General features: G+C 34.4%; 4 protein-coding genes. All 4 read left to right on the top strand.

All coding sequences use genetic code 11. The features are described from left to right. The first annotated feature begins 155 nt into the window (after positions 1–155). From BV214_RS16385 to BV214_RS16370, 4 genes are read left to right on the top strand one after another with little or no spacing between them, the layout of a single operon-like run. Positions 156–1,316, top strand: a complete 1,161-nt coding sequence (locus BV214_RS16385; protein WP_086478573.1) for a hypothetical protein — start codon at positions 156–158, stop codon at positions 1,314–1,316. Beyond that, entirely contained in the window at positions 1,309–2,460 is a 1,152-nt protein-coding gene (locus BV214_RS16380; RefSeq protein WP_245806823.1) for a glycosyltransferase family 2 protein, read from the top strand. Before BV214_RS16385 ends, BV214_RS16380 begins: the two co-directional genes overlap by 8 nt. A gap of 6 nt (positions 2,461–2,466) precedes the next feature. Beyond that, on the top strand, positions 2,467–3,795 hold the full coding sequence (locus BV214_RS16375; protein ID WP_086478572.1) for a hypothetical protein: 1,329 nt from the start codon (positions 2,467–2,469) through the stop codon (positions 3,793–3,795). Beyond that, the gene (locus BV214_RS16370; protein WP_086478571.1) at positions 3,785–4,768 is read left to right on the top strand and encodes a glycosyltransferase family 2 protein; all 984 of its coding nucleotides are present in this window, start codon (positions 3,785–3,787) and stop codon (positions 4,766–4,768) included. The genes BV214_RS16375 and BV214_RS16370 overlap by 11 nt, the downstream gene beginning before the upstream one ends. Positions 4,769–4,839 lie beyond the last annotated feature (71 nt).

Below are 4,839 nucleotides of genomic sequence, written 5' to 3'. Positions count from 1 at the left end.
GCACCCTCTATTTTCTACTTACACAAATTGCGGGATAGTGTCCCCTTTATCCTTGGGGCTTTCCAATACTACTAGCACCAATCTATGCCATTTACGATGTTGACTATACAGTATTTAGACTCCTAGAAGCCATTTTTCTGATTTGTGCTTTGCTCATGATGTTTCTAACATTTAGAAGCGGTGGTGCATTCAAACAAACTAATGGTTTGTTCTTTTTTGCAATTATAGGCTTTAATATATCCTATATTACGGCAATAAATAGTGTGCTTTCTGAAATCCCTTTCTTGTTATTTTCCTTTATAAGTTTATTTCTTATTCTTAAATTATTACGCAACCATTACAGCAATTCATGGATACGATCTGTGGGTGTTGGGTTTATGCTATTCTTCTGCTTTAGCATAAGATCGGAAGGCATTGGCCTTTTTTTAGCATTATTCATAGGACAGATCCATTACTTGTTAATAAATAGAAAAGAGCAACCGGTATTAGCCGCTAAGCACTTAATATTTTTGGCTCCCTACTTAACGGCTTTGTTTTCATATTATTTTTTAAAATTATTGCTCCCATCGGGATTCACGTCACATTTTAGCTATAATAACCTTATTAGTTGGGATACTTCCCTGCGTAATCTAGAGGTGTATTATAAATGGTTCAAGGACCCTTTGTTTGGTAATCTAGCTATACCATACTTTTTGCATCTTACCTTACTAATAGCATTTGTGGGTATGGGATACAGAATAAAAAAAGATGTTGTATTACTAACCTACCTGGGGTTCTTAATTATTTTGTTTACAATTTGGCCATTTAGAGAGCTACGCTACTTGTATTCTATTTACCCATTTATACTTTATTTTTTAATTCAGGGCTTACAGTATTTATTTAAGCTGAGCAAAGAAAATGTCTTCGTAAAATATTTTTCACTATTTGTACTATGTGTGTGTTTAAGCACCAATCTTATAAAAACTTATAAGGCAACTTTTAAGGCCGTGAAAAGTCCATCACAAATGGTATTTGGTCCTGAGTCACCTGAAAGCAAGGAATTGTTTGAATACATAATAGAAAATACTCAAGAACAAGATATTATTGGATTTTTTAGACCTAGAGTCATGCACCTATATACAAACAGGCTTTCACTAGCATTGTTCAATTCTACAACAGAAATCTTAGAAAAATCAAATTACTATGTGGAAAATAAATCTGTTGGCAACTTTTTTCAAATTCCTATGGAGCATGAATCTCATAGGCTTTCTGACCAATTCAAAAAGGTGTTTTCAAATGGATCGTTTAACGTATATAAAATCATAACCAATGATTAACCCTTATTTATCTATTGTTATGCCTTGCCTAAATGAAGCAGAAACACTTGAAACCTGTATTAAAAAGGCAAACTCCTATTTAACTAACAATAAGATCTCTGGCGAAATTATTATTGCAGATAATGGTAGTACCGATGGTTCTATAGGGATAGCACAAAAAAATGGTGCTCGTGTGGTTAATGTAGTTTCAAAAGGTTACGGTTCAGCCCTACAAGGCGGTATCAACGCAGCAAATGGCACTTATATCGTTATGGGTGATGCTGATGATAGCTATGATTTTTCTACCCTTACCTATTTTGTAGATGAACTTGCTAAGGGATGCGATTTAGTAATGGGCAATCGTTTTAAGGGCGGTATTGAAAAAGGAGCGATGCCTTTTTTACATAGATATTTGGGAAACCCTGTTTTAAGCTTTATAGGTGGCCTATTTTTTAAAAGCCCCATTAAAGATTTTCATTGTGGTCTTAGAGGTTTTTCTAAAGAGGCTTATATCAAAATGGAGTTGAAATCTACAGGAATGGAGTTTGCCTCAGAAATGGTTGTAAAAGCAACCCTAATGGGAATGAAAATTACAGAAGTACCCACAACCTTATCTAAAGATGGTAGAAACAGACCACCACATCTTAACACATGGCAAGACGGCTGGCGCCATTTAAGGTTTCTAATCACCTACGCTCCCAAATGGTTTTTATTATACCCAGGAAGTTTATTGTTAATAGTGAGCTTAATTTTTGGAAGCCTTCTAACAATTGAGCCTTTAAGAATTTCTAATATACAGTTAGATGTACATATAGATGTACATACGCTATTATATGCTATGGTAGCAGCTTTATTAGCCACCCAATTATTGTTTATGTATGTCATTGTAAAGCGTTATAAGCAGCAACATATCCTATATAAAAAGCAAAATCAAAGGTTAAATTTTAATTTAGAAACAGGATTAATAGCAGGAGTGCTCCTGCTATTAATAGGTGTTTTATGGAGCTATTTCAATATAAGTGCATGGAGCGATACAGGGTACTCAGAGTTAAACCCATCTTTATTTATGAGAAAAGTAATTCCAGCAGTGTTCCTAATTAGTCTCGGTGTGCAAACCATGGTGTCAAGTTTTGTTATGGCATTAATAGGGGATCAAAAAAAATAATACACTATGAGCAATTATTTTAAATACATCCCTCTACTACTCGTAGTAACAACAATTCTAGTATTTGTGCCAACTTTCTTTAACGATTTTCAAAGAGGGTGGGACGATACTTGGCAGGTACTGGAAAATCCTTTTGTTAGCAATCATTCGATTGAGGACCTTAAGCATCATTTTACGGAGTTTTATTACGGACAATATTCTCCCGTTAACACTTTAATATATATCGTATTATATAAGTTATTTGGATTTAATGCCATGGTATTTCATACTGCATTTCTTGTGTTTCATATTATTAACGTACTATTTCTATTTTATATCTTAAAAGAAATTATAAAAACAGTAAACCCGAAATTTGAAAACGGGACCATAAGGTTATATTCAGGGTGTGTTGCCCTAATTTTTGCTATTCACCCATTACAGGTCGAGACTGTGGCATGGATAAGTGCTTCAAAAATAGTGTTGTATGCATTTTTTATGTTCATAGCTATCTGGTGCTATATTAACTACATAAAAAGCACCAAAATAGTTTGGCTGATTGCAGTACTTCTATTATACGCATTGAGTTTTGGTTCTAAAGAACAAGCTATAATCTTGCCATTAAATTTATTGGTGTTTGATTATATCTATGGGCGGCTTACATCTTTAAAGTTCAATAAAACACTTTTAAAGCAAAGAGTTCTTCTTGAGAAAATCCCCTTCTTTCTAATGGCTTTCGGATTTTGGTACTTTTCATCATTGTTTAATCTGGGTAACATTATCGTAGAAGAAACATATCCAATTCATCAACGTCTGTTATTTGGGATGCACAGTATGGTAGAATATGTGTTTAGATCCATAGCACCGGTAAAATTGTATTACCATTACTTTTACCCAATAGAAATAGGAGAAAAATTACCTTGGTTTTTCTGGGGATACCTTGTGTTGACTATTATTATTGTAGGATTCATTTGGTCATACTATAAACGGAAAAACAAACTAGTATTATTTGGGTTCGCTTTGTTTATAATAAATATTCTATTGGTGTTGCATATTCTACCAATGCCACGTAAAATGATTACAGCAGATCGTTATATGTATGTAAGTATTATTGGATTGGCTATTATTGGCGTCTGGTTTTTTAAAGAAGCGTTAAATACATTCTTAAAGTATAGAAAACAGCTCTTCGCAGCAGGAATTCTTTATTTATTCGCTTTAGGTGTCCAATCCCATTATAGAACCAGAGCATGGAAAGATAGTGAGACCATGAAAAAAAATGTACAGGAGCTGATTGAAAAAAGAAATGTGTTAAAGCAGCCTATTATTAACAATCCTTTAATTGATAGAGATGGAAAATAATGCATTTTTAGTTTCAATTGTTGTACCCTGTTTTGATGAGGCCGATAACATTCAACCGTTAATTGACAGAATACAAGATGTATTGTCACCATATCAACACGAAATTATTTTGGTTAATGATGGCAGTAAAGATGCTACCCAACAGGCTATTGAATCTGTAGCAGCTACCTATAAAAGCATTAGCTACTTATCTTTTTCAAGAAATTTTGGACATCAAACCGCTATAAAGGCAGGAATAGATTATGCCAAAGGCGACTGCATTGTAACCATGGATGCCGATTTACAACATCCTCCCGAAACTATTATTAATATGTTGGAATTTTGGGGTCAAGGGTTTGAGGTCATTACAGCTATACGTATAGATGACGCTAATTTACCATGGTTTAAAAAATGGAGTTCCAAAGGTTTTTATTGGTTATTGTCCCTTATATCAGACGAAAATGTAACTCCTCAAGGAGCCGATTTTCGGCTGTTCGATAAAAAAATTGCAGCGGTAATTAGGAATATGCCCGAAAACAATATATACCTAAGAGGGTTGTTTTCCTGGATAGGGTATAAACAAACAACATTGAAATATAAGGAAGAGAAAAGGTTTTTTGGCAGTACCAAATATTCTACCAAGAAAATGTTGAAATTGGCAAGTAACGGCATTACGAGCTTTAGTATAAAACCTTTACGGATCGCACTAGCCATTGGTGTAATGTTTGCCTTTTTAGCATTTGGTTATGGGGTTTATGCCATAATAGTAATGGTCTTGGGCTTAACGGTTTCTGGTTGGGCCTCTATTGTAGCAGCCATTGTATTCTTGTCGGGCTTACAGCTTATGGTCTTAGGGGTCATGGGCGAGTATATAGGGAAGTTGTATTTAGAGAACAAAAAACGCCCCCATTATTTAATTTCCAAAACAAACATAAACGGAACTAGCCCGCAGCTGGATTCTTATAAACAAGAAAGGAGGGCAGCAGTGTTCTAATGTAATCGAGAGTTCAAAAACACTTTAGTTTGCGTATAAACTATTAACGGAGACTTAAGGCGTGTTCCATA

The organism is Arenibacter amylolyticus (assembly GCF_002150785.1).
Lineage (GTDB): Bacteria > Bacteroidota > Bacteroidia > Flavobacteriales > Flavobacteriaceae > Arenibacter > Arenibacter amylolyticus.
Note: the sequence above shows the minus strand (reverse complement) of the source record. Positions and strands in the feature narration are given on the sequence as shown.